Here is a 17781-nt window from a genome sequence, read left to right on the forward strand (position 1 = left end):
GCGGAGCTAGGCAGCGATTGGGCAGCCGCGCACACGCAGCAGCAATGGCACGGTGAGGGTGGCGGGGTGGCTGATGCCGTGCTCCCAGAGACCGTCTTCGCCCCAACAGTCGCCGTGGTCGGCACAGGCCAAGATCGTGCCGCCCGCAAAACGCTCTAGCAGTGGAGCCAACTGACCATCGGCCCACTCCAGACAATCCCGCTGACGGCGGCGACTCTCGGCGGCGGAGCACACAGCTCCGCCAAAGGGCACACAGGGGCTAGGCCAGCGCTCCCAGGGCGCCCCTTCATGCCAGTAGGGCACGTGGGTTTCGCCCACGTTCAAAAACACAAACACCGGCTGCTCGGCCGGGGTGGCCGCCAGCTCAGCCTCAATCCAAGCCAGCTGGCGGCCCAGGCTCCAGGTGTCACCGGCGAAGTGGAAGCGCTCGAAGGGGGCAGCCAGCACGGCGCCGGTGTCACTAGCGGTGTCGAACCAATCCACGGCTCCGCTGCCGATGGTGCGGTAGCCACGGCGGCGGAAGCCCTCGATCAGGTTGCCGCCCTCCAGGAGAAAACTCCCCTCAACGTCGCTGCCACCCGCACGGCCCGGGTGGCCGGCGAAGGCCATCCGAAACAGCTTGCCCGCCTTGGGGTTGAGCCAGGGCTCGCTGCTGCCCACCACGCCCGGGGTGAAGCCCATCCAGAAAGCGGCGTGACTGCCGTAGGTGAAGTAGCTGGGGGCCAGAGCGCGGTGCAACGGGCCGATGGCGGCCAGATGGGGGATGGTGCCGGCGCAGTGGGCCGCTGCGAAAGTGTCAAAGCGACAGGAATCGAGGCTGAGCAACAGCACCGAGTCTGCCGAGCGCGAGTGGGAAGCCTGGGAAGGCGCTGGCGGCATCAGGAGCCCTCCAGGGCTGGCACCACGCCCAGGATCTCGTCTTCTTCGAGGCAGAGATAGCGGATAGCGGCGCGGCCGGCCCAGGAGTAGGCGATGTGGAGTTCGCCGGGCTGGCCTTCCAGGATGGTGGGGTAAGCGAGCTGGCCGTTGAGCTGCCAGTTGGCGCTGCCGCAGAAGCCCAAGCCGGTGTCGATGTCGCGGATCCAGGGCCAGGTCTGGCCGTCGTCGGTGGAGAGGGCGATCGAGAGGGGCCAGCGGGTGCGGGGCCAGTTGGCTTCGCCCCAGGGTTGGGGGGATTCGGGATCGGGCTCGAAGCAGAAGCGGTTGTAAATCATCGCCAGCCGGCCACTCGCCAAGCGCAGGGCCTGAATCGAGCTGTTGTTGTTGGGCAGCTGGATCGGCTCGGGCGCAGTCCACTGTTCCCCCTCGGGGCCAGATCGGGAGAGATACATGCGATCCGCCAGGCGCGAGCGGAAAAACTGGAGCAAACCGCTGCCATCGGCGCTGGGCACGATTGAGCCGTGCACGCGGCCGGTGCTCTCCGGCACCGTGATCGGGTCAACACTAGGCAGCTCCTCGTCCAGGGCACTGGCCACGGCCGTCCCATCGGCCTCCAGCAGCAGCACCTGGGAGTGGTCGTGGCCGAAAGAGCCGCCGGTTTCAAGGCTGCGGTAGATCGGCAGCAGCCAGCGACCATCAGCGCGCTGCAGGGGTGGGTGCCGGCAGAAGGCGGGCTGCTCCAGCAGGGTGGTGGCCCGGCTCCAGGCGCCTGGGCCCCAGCTGGCGGGGTCGGCAGGATCAAGGGCGGCCAGGGGCAGGCTCTGGTGGCGCAGCTGGGCGGTCCACTGCATCGAAAAGCTGCTGCCCGATTCCCAGAAGGGCTCATCGAGGGAGCGGGAGCGCTGGGCGGTGTGCACCAGATGGAGATGCTCGCCGGCCACGTACAGCAGCGGGTTCTGCTCGGAGCGCGCGGGATCCTGCGACACCAGCTGGGGCTCAGTCCAACGGCCGGAGCTGGCGGCCAGGAGCGACAAAACAATCCCCATGCCAGAGGTGCCCTCCTGGCCGCCAGCCATCCACACGCAGGCCAAGAGATCAGGGGTGACCCAGCAGAGCTGGGGGGCGTGGTTCTGGGAGCCGGCGGGCTCCAGCAGGGCCCAGATACCCGGATCGAGCGGCGTGATGCAGAGCTGTCCCCACTCCACCTGACTGGCCAGATCACGAACGCTGGTGAGAGGGAATGCCATCAGGCCTGGACTGGGAGGTCCAGTTGGGCCTCCCAACGGGCCAGGGCTGCAGCAACGCAGTGCTGCATCAGGGCCGAGCTGTACTGGTTGCGCACCTCCTTGGAGGCCGCCAGCAAGGCCGCCATCACGGTTGGTTGCTGCTTCTGCAGAGATCGATGAAAGGCAGCCACAGCCTCCACAAAGCCCAACCAGTGGCCATAGGCCACCTCTAAAGCCACGCCATGCTTGGCCCCAAGGGCCAACAACTCCTGACCACCCAAGCCTGAATACCCCACAACAGCGCAGCCGCAAGCCATCGCTTCAGCCAGCGGCAAACCAAAGCCTTCTGGATGGCCAAACGCCAGAAATACCAGGCTCTGCTGCAGGATGCGGGCCACCTCAGCCTGGGGCTGCTTGTGGATCGGCACCAGCTGCCAGCCCTCCCACCAGGGCTGGGCCCGCAACAGGGCTTCCACCACAGCCGCATCCATGCCATTTTTGCGAGGCATGTAGGCGATTTGCTTGCGTTTTGGGCCGTTGGGATGGAAGAGCTCGGTTTCGATCCCGTTCACCAGCCGGCTCACCCGACACCGCTCCAACCCGAAGCCCTGCAACAAGAGCTGCTCATCGTGCTTCGACACACACAACACCTGCGCAACGCTGGGGTGGCGATACAGGGCCAACAGCTGCTGGGCAGGCAGGCAAAGCCTGCTGGGATCCAAGCCAAAGCTGTACGAACCATTCTGGTTGAACACCACCTTGGGCAAGCCAGGGCCGTAGCGCTTTAGCTCAGGCATGAATGTTTCGGGTAGCACCACCACATCCCGCTGTGGGGTCAAATCCGTGCGTGCCTGCCAGTCGCTCACTCCGATAGCAGGCACTGAACTGTTGAACCAGCCGGGATGGAAAGCGGCGGACTGCTGAATCAAGGTGGCTTCGCGACCAGCAGCGATGAGCGCCTCAGCGAAGCGATGCATCTGCTTGACACCTCCAATCGGCCGCGCCACATCGGGATGGAGGGCCAGCCAATAACGCCTGGGCGTTCTGGAGTGGGAGCGGATTGGAGACGTGCTGGCAGGCTGGCTCATGGCCGGATTCTCTCAGCCTGGAGCGCCTGATGCCCCACGTGTTGCCAGCCAACCTGCTGCTGATCACCTTTGACCAATGGCGGGGCGACTGGGGTGATCCGCAGGTGCCGGTGGTCGAGCTGCCGGCGCTGGCCCAGCTGGCGGCCCAGGGCTGGACGGCCCGGCGCTGCTACACCAGCAGCCCCCAGTGCGTGCCGGCGCGGTTGAGCTGGCTCACGGGGCTGGCGCCCAGCCAGCTGGGCGTGACCCGCAACGAGCCGGCCGACCTGCCGGCCGATGCGCCTTCTCTGGTGCGGCACCTGCGGGCGGCGGGCTGGCACACGGCCCTGGTGGGCAAAACCCACTGGACCAGCCACGACGGGCGCACCGACCTGGACAACAACCAGCCCCTGCTGCAGGCGCTGGGCTTTGCGGAGGCGCAGGAGGTGGCGGGGCCGCGGGCGCTGCAGCGGCTCGACTGTGCCCTCACCCGAGCCTGGGAGGCAGCGGGTGTGCTGGGGCGGCAGCGGGCCGATCTGCAGGCGCGCTATGGCGGCGGCCGCACAGCGGCGGCCTGGGAGGTGCGGCCGAGCGTGTTGCCGCTGGATCTCTACCCCGATTGCTGGATCGCTGATCAAGGCCTTGAGCAACTGCAGGCGATGCCCAGCGATCAACCCTGGCTGCTGTGGGTGAGCTTTGTGGGGCCGCACGAGCCCTTCGACACGCCGCCGCCCTGGCATGGCCACCACCTGCCAAACCAGCTGCCGCCGCCCCAACCCACGCCGCCGTGGCTGGAGCAGCTGCCGGCCGATTGCGAGCTGCGCCGCACCCAGGCCAGCTGGGCCGGCCAGCTGAGCCCGGCAGCGATTCAGGCCTGCCGGGCCGACTACGCCGACCACCTGCAGCTGCTCGACAGCCAGGTGGCCAGGCTGCTGGCAGCGCTGAATCAGCGGGCAGACCGGGGTCGCACGGCGGTCGCCCTCACGGCCGACCACGGCGAGCTGTTGGGGGATGGGGGAATGCTCTACAAGGGCGCTTTCCTGGATGGGGCGGTGCGGGTGCCCTGGATCTACCGCCCACCCGCAAACAGCGAAGGCTCAGGCAGGGGCTCCAGCAGCACGGCGCCCCTGCCGCTCACCGGCCTGTTGCAGCAAACCCTGGCAGGGCTGGCCCGCGGCGGCGGCAGCGGCCCGCTGCGGCAGTGGGCGCTGCGGCAGCCGGGGGCGGTGGTGGAATTTGGCGGAGAGCTGCTGCTGCTGCGGGGCCCGCGCAAGCTCGCCCTGGATCGTCAGGGCCAGCCGCTGTGGGCGGTGCACCTGGGCCGCGACCCGCTGGAGCAAACCAACCTGATCACGGCGCAGCCGGAGCGCTGGCGCTGGAGCCCGGCCTGGCAACAGCTGCGCCGCTGGGGCCGGCGGGAATGGCAGCGACGCTCAAGGCCGGGCTGGATCTGGCGGCGGCTCAGCCGGGCCAGCCCTGAAGTGCACACCCTTGAGCCGCACAGCTGATTGGGGATGGAGGGCCTGCCACTCCTGCCACGTGCGGAAACAGGCGGTGTTGCCATTGAGATAGCGCAACAGCGGGGGCCACTCGGGCTCGGGCACCCGCCCGTGCACCACATGCACGGCCAGGCCCTCGCCGGCCAGCCAGGGCTTGGAGGTGCGCAGGTTGGCCTCGGGGGGCAGCAGGGCCAAGCGCAGGCCCCAGCACTGCTGCAGGCGCCACACCACCGAGCGCAGGCTGGCCTGGTCCCAGCTCTGGCCGCAGCTGGCTGCGAGTTGGTCGTAACGACGCAGCCAGCGGCGCACCAGCAACCGCTGGCGCCAGCAGCGGCGCAGCAACAGCACGCCGGAATTCAGCTCTGGAAACAACGCCGGCACGCTGGCATCCCACCAACCTGCTGGGCGGCGCACCGGCGCCTGGGCAGCCGCCAGATGGGCGTTGCCTAGGGCGGCAAACAGGGCATCGGCTGGGGCCGTGAGGCGGGCGTCGCTATCCAGAAAGAGGGTGCGCGCGAAGGGCAGGCGCAACAGCGGCGGGATCTTGTCGCGGTAGGAGCAGCGGGGATCGGGATGGCGCAACACCTGATCGAAGACGCCCAACTGGCGGGCCTGCTCGGGGCAATCACACACCACCGCCAGCGGCCGCCCGCCGGCAAAAGGCCGTGAGGCGCGGGCGCTGGCGGCGGCTTCTTCCAGATAGGCCGCTCCTGTGGCCACATAGAGCAGCCCTTGCCGGGCTGGGTTCAAGGGGAAGGGCACGGCTGCAGCTGCTGCTCGGGCCAGGAGGGCTGAAAGCAGTAGGCCTGGCCCTCCAGCGAGGCCTGACGCTGACGCAGGTTGGTCTGCAGGGTGGCCAGTTGGGGGTGGCTGGGATCCGAGGCTGCGGCTTGATCGAGGTAGTGGGCGGCGAGGGCCAGGTCTCCCCTCAGGCTGGCCAGGCTCACCAGATTGATGAAGTGGTTGATCGTGGAGCCACCAATCACGATGCCGTGCAGCAGGCAGATCTCAGCCTCAAGGAAGCGCTGGTTGCGGATGTAGGCATCCGAGGCATTCACATACACGCTGGCGTTGGCACCGAGACCCGCAAGGGCCTGGCTGCACAGCTGCAGGGCAAAGGGGCCATTGCCCTCGCTCACTGCCTGGGTGGCCATTTTGAGCTTGTCTGCAGCCACGGCCTCGGCATCGGGCTGGGGCAGGGTGGTGGCCAGGGCGGCAGCGGCCGAGCCGGGGGCAGCAGGCTTGACGGCCCCGGCTTGTTTCACCTCCTCCTCCGCGAAGGCCAGCATCAGGGGATCGGCTGGCGTCCAGGGCTCCACAGGGCTCGACGCCGGCTCTGCAGCTGTCGCAGCCACTGGGGGCACGGCACTGGGCTGCTGGCGAAACTGCAGGCGATTGAGATTGGCGCGCGCATCCTGATAGTTGGGCTGCTCCTGGAGCAGCTGCTCAAGGATGGCGCGGGCTTCCGCGTCGCGACCCAGATCGATCAACAAGTTGGCGTAGTTGTTGCGCACATCCAGGGCCTGCGGTGCCAACTGCAGGGCTTTCGCCAGCAGCTGCTCTGCCCGTTGCAGCTGGCCCAAGCGGCGGCACGTGGCGCCATAAAGGGAGAGGTAGTCGCCCTGTTGGCCCAAGGCGGCTTCGAGCCCCTCAAGCAGGCCAGCAGCCTGGGAATAGTTGCCCAGTTGAAACAGGGCGGCGGCCAGCACCTGTGCGGCCAGGGGATTGGCGTTGGTCGTGATGCTCAGGGCCTGGGCCTGGGCCACCACTTCACGATGGCGGCCCTCCCGAAACAGGGCTAACAACTGCTGGTCGGGCGCAGACACGGCCGTGAGTGGATCGGCGAAGGGGTCGGACATGGCAAACAAAGAGGAAGATCAGCTGTGAAGAGCTGGCGAGGGCTCAGCCAAGGGTGGGAGGAGGCGAGCCGGCCTCCAGCCAGGCCCGGGCCTGCTGCAGGGCCTCACCCCAACCGGCCTCACGGGATTCACGGGCAATCCCAACGGAGGGATACCAATAGCTGCGATTGGCGCTCGGATCGTCGAGCCAGCGCCAATCGCTGTGCACACTGAGCAAGCAAAGGGTGGGCAAGCCAAGCCCGCCGGCGCCGTGAATCGTGGTGTTGGCCACACTGAGCACGGCATCGCAGGCGGCCACCTGGGCGAGCCAGGGGTCCATCTGCTTGAGCGGATCCACCCGGCTGTCGTGGAGCACATCGAGCCCTTGCTGGCGCCAGTGCTCCACGGTGGGCCCGGCATTGCCGTATTGCAGGCTGACAAAGCGCACACCGGGCAGGGGCTGGAGCAGCTGCGCATATTGCTCCGGCAGGATGGATTTCTGCTGGATGCGCAGGCCCTTGCCGCCACCGCGCCAACTGATCCCGATCAACTGTTGGGCAGGGCTGCCGTGCTGAAGGTAGTCGCGTCGGAGTTGCTTCGCCCACTGCGGCTTGGCCTGCAGCAGCGGCAGGTGTTGGCCATAGCGCTCGAGATCGGTGAAGCGGTGTTGGCAGATTGAGCCGATCGGGCATTGGAGGTCGTAGTGGGCCGGGCTGAGGCGGCCTTCGCTGGCATCGGCAAAGCTCCAGATCTGCACCCGATCGGCCAGGTGTTGGAGAGAGCGCCGGTAGATCGGCAGTAGCCGATCGGCCAACAGCAGGCCGATGGAGGCCACCTCCTCGAGCAGGGCAGGCAGAAGGGTGACAAACATCATCACGTCGCCGATGGCCTGCTCTTCCAGCAGCAGCAGACGCTTGCCCGCGATGGATTCACCGCGCCAGAGGGGCAACTCCGCACTGCTGAACGGCTTGCGCAGGGCACGCTGCCAGCGTTGCGGCCCTTCCGCTGGAGTGCGCAGGCCGTATTCGAACAGGCGCCAGCCCCGCTCAAATTGCTGGCGCTTGAGCAGGGTGATGCCGAAATTCCAGCTGTTCACATCCACCAGCTTCTGGCGTTTCTCCCGTTCCTCTGGCGTGACCTCACCAGGCTGCTGAACGATGGCCATGGCCTGCTCAAAACTGGCCAGGGCGTCATCCAGCAGGCCCTGGCCCATCTGGTGGCTGGCCAGGCCCAGGCGAATCTCCGCCTGCTCCACGGGCGCACAATCGGCCAGGCGAGCCTCGATCTGGCGGCGCAATGCTGCCGCCTGATCGGCGTTGAGCAGCTCAGCCCCGCTGGAGCTGGCCAGGGCGTCTAACACCAGCAGGAGCTGGAGCAGCAACTGGGGGTCGGGCCCCAGGCGCGCCAGGCCCTCTCGCGCCAGAGCGAGGGCCCAGGCGTGCAGCTGAAGCTCGCGGAGCTGGCTGAGGGCGGAGAGCCAAACGGTGCGGAGAGCGGCGCCACCCTCTGCCGCAGCCAACAGCAGCCTGAGCGCCCGGAGATTGTCAGCCAACGCTGAGGCGGGCCGGGTGGCACGGTGGAGATTGGCGCGATTGCCCAGGATCCCGGGGTGGTGGGGAAACAAGACAAGGCCCTGGTTGTACACCTGGGCTGCCCCGGTCAGATCGCCCTGCTCACGCAGCAGAGCGCCATAATTCTGATAGAGAACAGCGGCGCGCACCTGCTGCTCGAAAGCACGCTGGTAGTGCTGCTTCGCCTGCACCAGATCGCCGCGCTGATGGGCCTGCAGCGCAAGGGGTAGTCCCACGGCAACGATGTCGTATTCGCTGAGCCGTAGTAGAGCATGGTCGCAGCGGGCTTTGGGATTGGCGGTGCGCGTTCTGTTCCTGCATCTGAATTTTCCAGGCCAGTTTCGCCATCTGGCTGCCTCTCTGGCGGCGGCTGGCCACGATGTGGCGTTTCTCTGCCACACCCACTACGGCCGCAACCTGCCTGGCGTGCGGCGGTTGTGCATGAAAGGGCCGCTGGGCGCCGAAGCCCTCGAGAAGCACAAACCCAACCAACTCGAGAGAACCCGGATCGTGGCGGATCAATACCGCCAGGCCATGGCCCAGCTGGAGCGCCAGGGGTGGCAGGCCGATGTGGTGGTAAGCCACAGCGGCTGGGGCTGCGGCCTGCACGTGAAGGAGCTCTGGCCCCGATGCCGGCTGGTGAGCTACCTGGAGTGGTGGTTTGACCCCCAATCGCCACTGCTCCACCACGACAGCCAAAACCCCCACCTGGGCTTCGGGCCAGAGTCGGCCCCGAGCCTGTGGCTCCGCAACCAGGCCCTGGCCCTGGAACTGGTGAGTGCCGATGCGGTGGTGGCCCCCAGCGAGTGGCAGCGGCGCCAACTGCCTGTGGCGCTGCGGGAGCGCTGTCAGGTGATCTACGACAACCTCGATCGCCGGCGCTTCAGGCCCGATCCCCAGCAGCGCAGCCCCCTGCCGCTGTTGACCTATGGCACCCGGGGCATGGAGCCGATGCGCGGCTTCCCGGAGCTGGTGAAGGAGCTGCCCAGTGTGCTGGAGCTCTGGCCCGAACTGCAGGTGGAGATCGCCGGCGGCGATGGCATCCACTATGCGGGCAAGGCTCCACCAGAGGGCTCTTGGAAAACCTGGGCCGAAACGCGGCTGGCTCCCTACCTGGCCAGTGGCAGAGTGCGCTGGCGCGGCCATCTCAATGGCGACGCTTACGTGCGCTGGCTGCAGAGCAGCTGGCTGCATGTGCATCTCACCCAACCGTTTGTGGCCAGCTGGAGCCTGTTGGAGGCCCTGGCCTGTGGCTGCCCACTGGTAGCCAGCGACGTGGAACCCGTGCGGGAGTTTTGCGACCCAGGCCGGGGCTGGCTGGTGGACAGCCGGGTGCAGGGCTTCTTGCAGGAGCCAGCTATGGCAAGACGCCAGGGCCGGCTGAAACCGGCCCTGGCTCTCGAGCACGACGATCCAGATGACCAGTGGCGCAGGGACCTGGGCCACTGGCGCAACGACGAAAAACGATGGGGGGCTGTGCTGGGTGTGGAGCTGGCCACAATCGGTTGACCATCCCCCCCCCAACCTGTAACTTCACAGGGGTTGTCTAAAATCGACTCCTAGTCTCTCTCCTCTGACATGGCGAATTTTCTGATCACAACTCCGAATTCCCTGACCCAGGGGACGGATACCACTGACTTATTTGATTTGCGCACCGGCGCTGGCGTGTCAATCATCGCCGCCGGCGGAGCAGACACCATTAGTGCCGCAGCAACTGGTTTCACTGCTGCCAATATTCAAGGTGGCTCAGGCAATGACACCGTCACCTTCAGTGTCGCCACCGGCATTCTTGATAATGCTGCCATTCTGCTCGGCGGCGGCAACGATGTTTTAACACTTGCCGCCGGAACTCGTGCTGGAACTTCCTCGGCCGGCGGCGGTGTGGATATCACCGGTGGCGGTGGCAACGACCTTATCGTCACCCTAAGCGGCGGCGAATTTGGTGGTAACTCCAGCATCAACGGCAACGGAGGCAATGACAGCATCACCGTATTTAGCGCCCTCTTCACCAATTCGCTAATCGCGGGTGGCGCAGGTGCGGATTTTGTAAGTGGACAAGGCATTAACCTTTCTAGCTCCACTGTGAACGGTGGTGGAGGCAATGATTCCATCAGCTTGAGCGGCACCATCAGCAATTCCAATGTTGAGGGTGACAGCTTCAGCGACACTATTAACTTCGGCAACGACACCATCACCATCGGTGGCGTGTTTGGCAGCGCCTCTCTCCTCCAAGGTGGCCAGGGGAATGATCAAGTTGTGATCAGCGGAGGTTTCACAACTGGAGCATCCGTTGAAGGCAATGCCGGAGACGACAGCATCTTCATCAATGCTTTTGTGGTAAGCGGTGGCACCAGTGTTGGCGCTGGCGCCGGTACTGACACCATCACGGTGAGCGCCGCACTTGTCTCTAACTTTGGCACTATCCAAGGGGGTGGCGGAGCTGACTCCATCACTGTGAACGGCGCAGATGCTAATGGCGGCTTCATCTACGGTGGCGAAGGCGCCGACTCTATTAATCTCGGTGCCATCGCAAGTGGTGCTCAGGTAACAGGCGGCAATGCGCCTGCCGGAGCTAGCGGAGTCAACATCGCTTACGCTGCTTTCAGCGAGTCCACGCTCGGGTCCTTTGACGTTGTCAGCGTTAGTGATGTCACTGGCCTAGTTAATACTGGTCAGTTTGGCTCCTTCATGGTCAGCCAGAGTGTCACCAATTTCTCCGTTGTCTCTTTTGACGGCGCTGGTGTTTCTGGCAATGCGGCTGGACAGGCAGTGTTTTCGGGAGTTACTAACTCCCTGACCGCCCGAGCCACTCTGCTAGATGCAACTTTGGTAAATGGCAACTCCGTATTGTTCCAGGCAGGCACTTCTACCTACTTGTTTGTTCAAGGAGGTGCTGCTGGTAGTGGTACATCTAATGACCTCCTGGTCGAACTCGGCGGGATCGCAGACGACGCCTTCCTCGCGTCCGGCTCAATCACACGAGTGAGCAATAGCGCACTCAAGGTCAACTTCGTCGGCTAAACTCTACCTAATTCGAAATTCTCTTGTCATCACCCCCGCTTCGGCGGGGTTTTTTTTTGGCATGACAAAAATGTATGGCAAGTCTTCGGAGCCGAATCATTGGTCTTCCGTAGACGAAGTCTCAGCAAGTGCGGCTGACGCAGCACCTCCAATTGCTAGGCATGGCTGACTGCTAAAGCGTTTTCTCTGCCTTATGAGAATCGGCGTCATTAGTAGAGCAACGCGGTCTCGCCCCCAGGTGAGGATGACCTCTAGCAATCGATACTCGCCCATCTAACAAGTATCAGGACGACAATCTTGTGTTCACAGGCATGTATGCCGGGACGGGGGCTATGCCGGGCGCACATCACTTTCCACGCTGCTAAAACAAACAGGCTGAACGAGTGGGTCTCCACGGGTTTGATCCCTGCACTGCAGCATCAGTAAGTCATGTGCGCTACCGCTTTGTGCCCACTTGCTTGGGGAGCCGGGCAATGACCCAGCCAAAATCTTCTAAACCTGAATGCCCCTAGGCAAGCACCATCGACGCTCAATCGGCTTGCTGTTGAAACAGTGTGGCGTATCGCGCCGAAGCCTGCATCAAATTGTGGTGGGTGCCGGATTCCTCCAGCCGCCCTTGATGCATCACCAGAATCACATCACTGGATTGGATCGTGGTGAGGCGGTGGGTGATGAAAAACACCGTGCGACCGGCCGCCCACTGCTGCAGGTTCAGACAGAGCTGGCGTTCGGTGTTGTAATCGAGCGCACTGGTGGCTTCATCCATCACCAGTAATTGCGGGTTGGCGAGGATGGTGCGCGCAATCGCGATGCGCTGGCGCTGGCCGCCGCTGAGGTTGCTGCCCTTTTCTGTGAGGGGAGTGGCATAGCCCTGCCCCAGGCCCATGATGAACTCATGGGCACAGGCAATCCGGGCTGCCTCCAGGATGGCTTCGGTGCTGGCCTGGGGATCATTCAGGGCAATGTTTTCGGCAATTGTGCCTTCAAACAGCAGGGAATCCTGGGGCACAATGCCGATCTGGCGCCGCAGGCTGGAGAGATCCACCTTGCCGATGTCGTAGTCGTCGATAAAAATTCGGCCCTTCTGGGGGTCATACAACCGCGGCAAGAGCTTCATCAAGGTGCTCTTGCCGCTTCCGCTCTGGCCCACCACTCCCACAAAGCTGCCCGCAGGGATGGCGACACTCACGTTGTCAACTTGATTCGCACCAGCGCGGCCAAAGCGGAAGCTCACGCCTTCGAAACGCACATCGCCGTGGATGGATGGCAAGGCGATCTGGCCAATCTCCTCGGGATTGCCCAGCTCCGGGTTTTGATCAATGATGTCGCTGAGGCGCTCCATCGACAGCTGCACACCTTGAAAGCCCTGATAGAGGCCTGAAAGCTGCAGCAAAGGGCCGGTGACATTGCTGGAAATGATCCGGAAAGCAATCAACTGACCCAGGGTGAAATTGCCTTCCAGCACAAGCCACATGCCCACCCACAGCACCAGCAACCCCGAGAGCTGATTGAGAAAGTTGCCAATCTCGCCCGCCGCGCTGCCGAGCGCCACGCTCTTGAACCCCTGATCCACAAAATGGCGGTAGCGATCCTGCCATTTCCAGCGAGCGGTGAGCTCAAAATGTTGCGCCTTCACCGTTTGAATGCCGTTGAGCACCTCAATTAGATGGCTCTGGGTTCTGGCCTGGGCGACAGCCCGCTTGCGAATCAGGGTCTTGTAGATCGGCGCCACGCCAAACACCAGCAGCACATAGAGCGGCAGCGAGCTCAGGGCCACCGCCGTGAGCAACGGTGAATACACGAGCATCACCGCCAGATAGAGCGTGGCGAAGATGATGTTCAACACACTCACCAGCGCTGTGCCCGTAAGGAAGCTGCGAATGGTGTTGAGTTCGCCCAGGCGCTGGCTGAGTTCTCCCACGGGCCGGCGCTCAAAAAAGCTGAGTGGCAGCGCCAGCATCCGATCGATCACCGCACTGCCGAGGGTGAGATCCATGCGGTCGGTGGTGTCGACAAAGATGTACCCCCGCAACACGGTAAGCACGCCCTGAAACAGGGCCATCACCACCATCGCCGCCCCCAACACATTGAGGCTGCTGAGATTGCCTTGGGTCAACACCTTGTCGATGATCTGCTGGATCAGCAGGGGGATCGCCAGACCAAACAACTGGGCCAACAGCGAGGCCACAAACACCAGCACCAGCGCAACGCGGTATTTGCGCAGCAGTGGTGTGAACCAACCCCAGCCAAAACGGCTGGTGGGCGTGCTGGCCAGCCGCCGCGGCAAGGCAAAGCGGAAACTCTCGCCCAGCTGGGTTTGCAGAGCGTGGCGCTGCAGGCGCTGGATGCCGTGGTGCGGATGGCCGATCACCACCTGCTGGCCGGCTTGCTGGAACAGCACCACCGGAATGCCTTCCAGGAGCAACAACGCCGGTGCTTCCACACTGGCCAGATGCACCGCATCCACCTCAGCGAGCTGGCTGTTCATCCCCAGCAGCTCGCAAAGGCCGGCAATCAGCTCCAGCGACAAAGTTTTATCCCGCCGGAATTGGTCTTCCAGCACCTTGGCGATGGCGTCGCGGCGGAAGGGCACCCGTTGCTGCAGCGCCACCATTTCGCAAACAGCCATCGCTTCAGCCAACTGGCCACGGCCACGCACCACGGGGTAGCGATCGCCATCACCCAGGCGATCGGCTTCCAGGATCCCCAACTGCCGTAGGGAGGTGGCGGATGCCTGATCCACCGCATTCTCGGCTACTGCATCCACTGCAACCACATCGGCCGGCAGCACCTGCTCCGCAGCGGGCAGCTGGGCCGCTTCCGGCAAACCGATCAGCCGATACGGCAGCAGGAAGCCAGCACGGCTGGGGAGCTGCTCGCCCAGCGCTACCGCCCGCCCAACGGGGCAGCCCGGCACATCGGGGGTGCTGAGATGCCAGATCAGGTCGGCCGGTGCCTGTGGCGGCGGAGTGAAGGCCTGGCCTGGCTCCAGGGTGCAGGCCCAGGTCCGTTGCAGCCGGCTGGCTAGGTCGGCTTGCCAGCCATCTGGCCGCCGCGCTGAGAGCTCTCCAGCCTGCAGCGCCACGTGGTGGGCCTCCTGCAGGCTGGAGAGGCGGGCGAAATAAGCCCGAAAGTCGTCACTGTTGCGGGTGGCAGCAACCAAGCCATCCGCCGGCAGCGCCAGCACCAGCACGGGCTCGCTCGCGCTCACCCACTCACACGGTTCGCCCCGTAGCAGGCTCGCCCAGCCCAGCAGTTGGCCAGGGCCGCGCTTCTCGAGGGTGATGGGTCGTTGATCTTGCGGATCATTCACCAACAGCCGCACCTGCCCCTGGAGTACCAGCAGGGTGCGCTCGGGGAGCTCGTCGGGCCGGAGCAGGTATTGCCCAGGCTGATAACGGAGGAGCTTGCCACCTGCAAACCAGTTGGCGCAGAGCTCCGTAGGGAGCAGCGCAAAAGGGGCTTGTCCGGCAAGCTGCTGGCGGTAGTGATCCAGCGGGCTCACAGGGGCAACGCTCAAGGGTCAACCAAAGAATGTTGCGGTGAGGTTAGGTGAGCCGGCAGCTCCGCCACCACTGCAGCCACCCAGGAATCCAGCTCCTGGCTAAGCAGCTGCTGCTCGGTCGCCGCATCGAGGCAGGCCGGCTGCAGCTGCTCGAGCTGCACGAGGGCAAAGCCCGCACCCAGCCGCTGGGGCATGGTGAGTTCGCCAGGGTGCAACCTCTGCAACACGACCGGCAACCCCAGGGGCATGCTGCCCATGGGCTGAAGGGGGAGCAGGCCGCCCTGCAGACGCTCAGGGCCTTCCCCGTGCAGGGTGGCCAGGCTTTCAAAACTGGCTTCCCCCGCGCGGATGCGGTGATAGATCTCCAGGGCCAGGTGCTTGTTGCTCAGGCGCAGCAGGCGGCAGCTGGCGCGATCAAGCATGGCCTTGCGCTCGAGATACAGCGACTTGAGCCGCGGCCGCCATTGCTGATCAGCCCAACGCAGACAGCTCTCGCCCACCAGTTGCTTCAGCTCGGCTTGCTCCTGCGCGGCTTGCTCGAGGGGAGCACCCAGCACCTCCTGGGCTAGCTCCAGCCGCACCCAGTGGTTGAGCGCTGGCTTCAGCAGGCAGGCTGAGCCCAGCAGGGGGGCCGCTGGGGCCAGTTGTTGGCGCAAGCGCTGCAAACGCTCCGGCACCAGCCAGGCCACTGGGCGGGGATCGAGAGGAGAAGAGGCCACGTGCTGCATACATGAGAGGATCGCATTAGATGCGGCCGCTGGGCTTGGGCCGGCCAATGGGGAGACAGATCCTGCTGATCCACCAGGGGTTCCCAGGGCAGTTCAAGCATCTGATCGGCGCCCTGCGGGCCCGCGGCGATGAGCTCTGGGCGATCAGCGGCCCCCGGGCCAAGCAGCAGATCCCAGCGGGGGTGCGCTACCTGCCCTACAAGCTCGAGCGGGGCAACGGCCGCGACACTCTCCCCCTGGCCAGCGAACTGGAAACCAAGGTGATCCGCGGCGAGGCAGTGGCCACCGTGGCAGCGCAGCTGGCCGACGGCACCGTGACGGGCGCGCCCTGGCAGCCCGATCTGATCCTGGGCCACCCGGGCTGGGGCGAGATGCTGTTCTTAGGGGATGTGTGGCCCGAGGCCCCCCAGCTGCACTACGTGGAGTTTTTCCACGGCGTGCCCGGCACCGACAACGACATCGCCGATCCCCATGCCACGCCGCAAACCTGGCAGGAAAAGGCCCGCGCGCGCATCAAAAACACCAATCTGCTGGTGAACCTCAACCAGATGCAGGCGGGCCTCACCCCCACCCGCTTCCAGCACAGCCTGCTGCCGGCCTGGGCCCAGGCGCGCACCAGCGTGATCCACGACGGGATCGATGTGGAGTGGCTGTGCTCCGATCCCGCCGCCCAGCTGACGATCTCCCCCCGGTCGGAGCTGCCGGGCGGGCTGGTGTTGCGGCCCGGCGATCCGGTGATCACGTTTGTGAACCGCACCTTTGAGCCCTACCGGGGCGTGCATGTGTTTCTCGAGGCGTTGGCACAGCTGCAGGCCCGCCACCCCACGGCCCAGGCGGTGCTGGTGGGAACCGACACGCCCAAGGTGAGCTACGGCGCCCACCGCAGCGATGGCCGCGGCTGGCTCACCGTGCTGCGAGAGCAGCTAGGCGATCGGCTCGACTGGCGCCGCATCCACCCCCTGGGCCAGGTGCCCCATGGGGTGCTGCGGGATGTGTATCGGGTGAGCGCCGCCCACGTGTATCTGAGCTATCCGTTTGTGCTGAGCTGGAGCCTGCTGGAGGCGATGGGCTGCGGCGCCCTGGTGGTGGGCAGCGCCACCGCGCCGGTGCAGGAGCTGATCCAGCACGGGGAAACGGGGCTGCTGGTGCCGTTTGGTGATGCTGAGGGCCTGGCCAACACGTTGCTGGCGGCTCTGCAGCAACCCGCGCGCTTCACCCCCCTGCGGCAGCGGGCACGGCAGCACATCCAAGAGGGCTATGCGCTGCATGCCTGCCTCAAGCGCCAGTTGCAGCTGGTGGATGCGGTGGCAGGCTCGTAAACAAGTGCTGCACAGCTAGCTATGTAGTATTACCAGTGCTGATCCGGCAAGAGGTGGCGCTGGTAGCGGCCATGGCCGCCATTGCCGTAGGCGCGGGGAAGCTGGCAGACCCAGTCGCTGCGCAGAACCACGATCAGCCGGTCATGGTGCAGCCGCACCGTGCGCAGATCTTTGGGCACACCGCCACAGGCGGCCAGCAGGTGCGGAAACGGTTCGCCCCGCAGGGTGATTTCCACCCGCTTGACCTTGGTGAAATCGCAAGAGCCGATCTCTCCGGGCTGGTAGGCCAGCGGGACCATCAGCTCCGGAGTTGGGCTATGGAGGGCCTTCCAGCCCTGATCTGGCTTTTGCTCCTGCAGGTGCTCCAGCAGCGGCTCCAACACCTCGGCCAACGGGTCTGGACGCCGCCGGCCACGAAGTTTGGCGGCTGCCGGCTCGTCGATTGGCCATGGTCAGCGCACTTTGTTGAGCGGTGAGGGGACCAGGCATGCCCCGGTGCCCTGCGCAAGGCAACCGGATTCAGCTGGACCCCTCATGAGCGGTCAACCTGTTTGGCGCGACTTCTCAACCCGACTGTTGTCGGACAGGTAGTGCTGCTAAAAGGGAAACAGACCGGACCGCCCATGGCCACAACTGGGACGTGAGGAAGGAGAGCAATCAACCCCGCCAACACCCGAGTTAATCCTCCCGAGCCACACCAATTGTTGGGACTCCACTGCCTTGCCACCTCTCGATCAAAAACCGCTTCAGGAACCCTTCACCGATTAGTGGTCGATCAACTCGGAAGCGGCTCCAGCAAATTCTCTGCTGATCAGCATGGCGATATAGAAAAGATATGTTAAGGTGAACACAAGGCAAGCACAAGCCTTGACCGACTATAATTTCAGGAAATGAACATCACGAAAAGCGAGGCTCAAAAAGCGTATGAGCTTGTGAGGAACAAACTACTTAGGGACTCCTGAAAAAGCTTCCAGCAAGCTGCCTTGATTTCAGCCAAGAGGCATGGGTGCAGGAAGCTCGCTAGATCGGTTATGCAGTGACGAGCAATTCTTCTGTTTCAAGCCATAGAATATCCCTGAGCGCCTTCCAGAGGAAAACTGGCCTTTGACAGGTATAAATCCAGGCAAA

At 64.6% G+C, this 17781-nt stretch carries 14 protein-coding genes; 5 read left to right on the top strand and 9 right to left on the bottom strand.

Annotated elements, in window-relative coordinates:
• Positions 1–6: 6 nt before the first annotated feature.
• Genes KBY57_RS13120 through KBY57_RS13130 form a run of 3 tightly spaced genes read right to left on the bottom strand, consistent with a single transcriptional unit; the run spans position 7 to position 3193 of the window.
• Complete coding sequence (locus KBY57_RS13120) at positions 7–879, bottom strand: hypothetical protein (RefSeq protein ID WP_254996331.1); 873 nt, start codon at positions 877–879, stop codon at positions 7–9.
• A complete protein-coding gene (locus KBY57_RS13125) occupies positions 879–2126 on the bottom strand; it encodes an exo-alpha-sialidase (RefSeq protein ID WP_254996332.1) in 1248 nt (415 codons plus the stop codon). Before KBY57_RS13125 ends, KBY57_RS13120 begins: the two co-directional genes overlap by 1 nt.
• On the bottom strand, positions 2126–3193 hold the full coding sequence (locus tag KBY57_RS13130) for a glycosyltransferase (RefSeq protein WP_254996333.1): 1068 nt from the start codon (positions 3191–3193) through the stop codon (positions 2126–2128). Before KBY57_RS13130 ends, KBY57_RS13125 begins: the two co-directional genes overlap by 1 nt.
• 29 nt (positions 3194–3222) lie before the next feature.
• Between KBY57_RS13130 and KBY57_RS13135 the strand changes: the two genes are divergently transcribed.
• Positions 3223–4680, top strand: coding sequence for a sulfatase-like hydrolase/transferase (locus KBY57_RS13135; protein WP_254996334.1), 1458 nt, complete (start codon positions 3223–3225; stop codon positions 4678–4680).
• Here KBY57_RS13135 and KBY57_RS13140 read toward each other — a convergent pair.
• Genes KBY57_RS13140 through KBY57_RS13150 form a run of 3 tightly spaced genes read right to left on the bottom strand, consistent with a single transcriptional unit; the run spans position 4606 to position 8061 of the window.
• A complete protein-coding gene (locus tag KBY57_RS13140; RefSeq protein WP_254996335.1) occupies positions 4606–5433 on the bottom strand; it encodes a hypothetical protein in 828 nt (275 codons plus the stop codon). The two genes, KBY57_RS13135 and KBY57_RS13140, sit on opposite strands and share 75 nt — an antisense overlap.
• A complete protein-coding gene (locus tag KBY57_RS13145; protein ID WP_254996336.1) occupies positions 5418–6530 on the bottom strand; it encodes a tetratricopeptide repeat protein in 1113 nt (370 codons plus the stop codon). The genes KBY57_RS13140 and KBY57_RS13145 overlap by 16 nt, the downstream gene beginning before the upstream one ends.
• A 43-nt stretch (positions 6531–6573) precedes the next feature.
• Entirely contained in the window at positions 6574–8061 is a 1488-nt protein-coding gene (locus tag KBY57_RS13150) for a hypothetical protein (protein ID WP_254996337.1), read from the bottom strand.
• A 24-nt stretch (positions 8062–8085) separates the two neighbouring features.
• Between KBY57_RS13150 and KBY57_RS13155 the strand changes: the two genes are divergently transcribed.
• From KBY57_RS13155 to KBY57_RS13165, 3 genes are all read left to right on the top strand, one after another.
• Positions 8086–8310 (top strand): hypothetical protein, encoded by a 225-nt coding sequence (locus tag KBY57_RS13155; protein ID WP_254996338.1) that lies wholly within the window; start codon positions 8086–8088, stop codon positions 8308–8310.
• 70 nt (positions 8311–8380) lie between these two features.
• Positions 8381–9589 (top strand): glycosyltransferase, encoded by a 1209-nt coding sequence (locus KBY57_RS13160; RefSeq protein WP_254996339.1) that lies wholly within the window; start codon positions 8381–8383, stop codon positions 9587–9589.
• 69 nt (positions 9590–9658) lie between these two features.
• Positions 9659–11101, top strand: a complete 1443-nt coding sequence (locus KBY57_RS13165; protein ID WP_254996340.1) for a beta strand repeat-containing protein — start codon at positions 9659–9661, stop codon at positions 11099–11101.
• Positions 11102–11630: 529 nt separating this feature from the next.
• On the opposite strand, the gene KBY57_RS13170 is transcribed toward KBY57_RS13165, so the two are convergent.
• Entirely contained in the window at positions 11631–14621 is a 2991-nt protein-coding gene (locus KBY57_RS13170; RefSeq protein WP_254996341.1) for an ABC transporter transmembrane domain-containing protein, read from the bottom strand.
• Entirely contained in the window at positions 14618–15325 is a 708-nt protein-coding gene (locus tag KBY57_RS14330) for a peptidylprolyl isomerase (RefSeq protein WP_254996342.1), read from the bottom strand. Before KBY57_RS14330 ends, KBY57_RS13170 begins: the two co-directional genes overlap by 4 nt.
• Before the next feature lie 56 nt (positions 15326–15381).
• Between KBY57_RS14330 and KBY57_RS13180 the strand changes: the two genes are divergently transcribed.
• Entirely contained in the window at positions 15382–16653 is a 1272-nt protein-coding gene (locus KBY57_RS13180) for a glycosyltransferase (RefSeq protein WP_254996344.1), read from the top strand.
• A gap of 29 nt (positions 16654–16682) precedes the next feature.
• Here the strand turns inward: KBY57_RS13180 and KBY57_RS13185 are convergent, their stop codons facing one another.
• Positions 16683–17045, bottom strand: coding sequence for a hypothetical protein (locus tag KBY57_RS13185; protein WP_254996345.1), 363 nt, complete (start codon positions 17043–17045; stop codon positions 16683–16685).
• Between the last annotated feature and the right edge of the window lie 736 nt (positions 17046–17781).

This window comes from Cyanobium sp. Aljojuca 7D2 (genome assembly GCF_024346415.1).
Classification (GTDB): domain Bacteria; phylum Cyanobacteriota; class Cyanobacteriia; order PCC-6307; family Cyanobiaceae; genus Cyanobium_A.

What these genes read in the sequence shown, in the direction of transcription:
- KBY57_RS13145 (WP_254996336.1), bottom strand. Translation starts at nt 6,530, where the DNA reads ATGTCCGACCCCTTCGCCGATCCACTCACGGCCGTGTCTGCGCCCGAC.
- KBY57_RS13165 (WP_254996340.1), top strand. Translation starts at nt 9,659, where the DNA reads ATGGCGAATTTTCTGATCACAACTCCGAATTCCCTGACCCAGGGGACG.
- KBY57_RS13135 (WP_254996334.1), top strand. Translation starts at nt 3,223, where the DNA reads ATGCCCCACGTGTTGCCAGCCAACCTGCTGCTGATCACCTTTGACCAA.
- KBY57_RS13130 (WP_254996333.1), bottom strand. Translation starts at nt 3,193, where the DNA reads ATGAGCCAGCCTGCCAGCACGTCTCCAATCCGCTCCCACTCCAGAACG.
- KBY57_RS13180 (WP_254996344.1), top strand. Translation starts at nt 15,382, where the DNA reads ATGGGGAGACAGATCCTGCTGATCCACCAGGGGTTCCCAGGGCAGTTC.
- KBY57_RS13120 (WP_254996331.1), bottom strand. Translation starts at nt 879, where the DNA reads ATGCCGCCAGCGCCTTCCCAGGCTTCCCACTCGCGCTCGGCAGACTCG.
- KBY57_RS13125 (WP_254996332.1), bottom strand. Translation starts at nt 2,126, where the DNA reads ATGGCATTCCCTCTCACCAGCGTTCGTGATCTGGCCAGTCAGGTGGAG.